Annotated in this window: 1 protein-coding gene; it reads right to left on the bottom strand. The window is 69.4% G+C overall.

Going from position 1 to position 242, the window contains the following annotated elements; all coding sequences use genetic code 11:
* Positions 1-79: 79 nt before the first annotated feature.
* The gene (locus JI667_RS24010; protein ID WP_368077934.1) at positions 80-232 is read right to left on the bottom strand and encodes a helix-hairpin-helix domain-containing protein; all 153 of its coding nucleotides are present in this window, start codon (positions 230-232) and stop codon (positions 80-82) included.
* Positions 233-242 lie beyond the last annotated feature (10 nt).

The raw sequence follows: 242 nt of genomic DNA, 5'->3' as shown, positions 1-242 counted from the left end.
GCATCCGCCACGAGCGTCTTCGGCAAACTACAAAGAGGGCGCTGCCCGCTAGCAGCGCCCTCTCTCCTTTCATTGCCTCTCAGCCGTTGAGTTGCCGGAAGATCTTCTCGGCCAGGACCGGGCCGATTCCCCTGACCCGGGCGATGTCCGCCACGCCGGCGCTCCTTAGCCGCGCCAGGCTGCCGAAGTGGCGAATGAGCGCGCGCCGCCGCACCGGGCCCAACCCCGGCACCGCGTCCAGC

This window comes from Bacillus sp. NTK074B (assembly GCF_017303375.1).
In the GTDB taxonomy this organism is placed as follows: domain Bacteria; phylum Bacillota; class Bacilli; order Bacillales; family Bacillaceae_B; genus Rossellomorea.
This window is presented reverse-complemented; position numbering and strand designations above follow the sequence as displayed.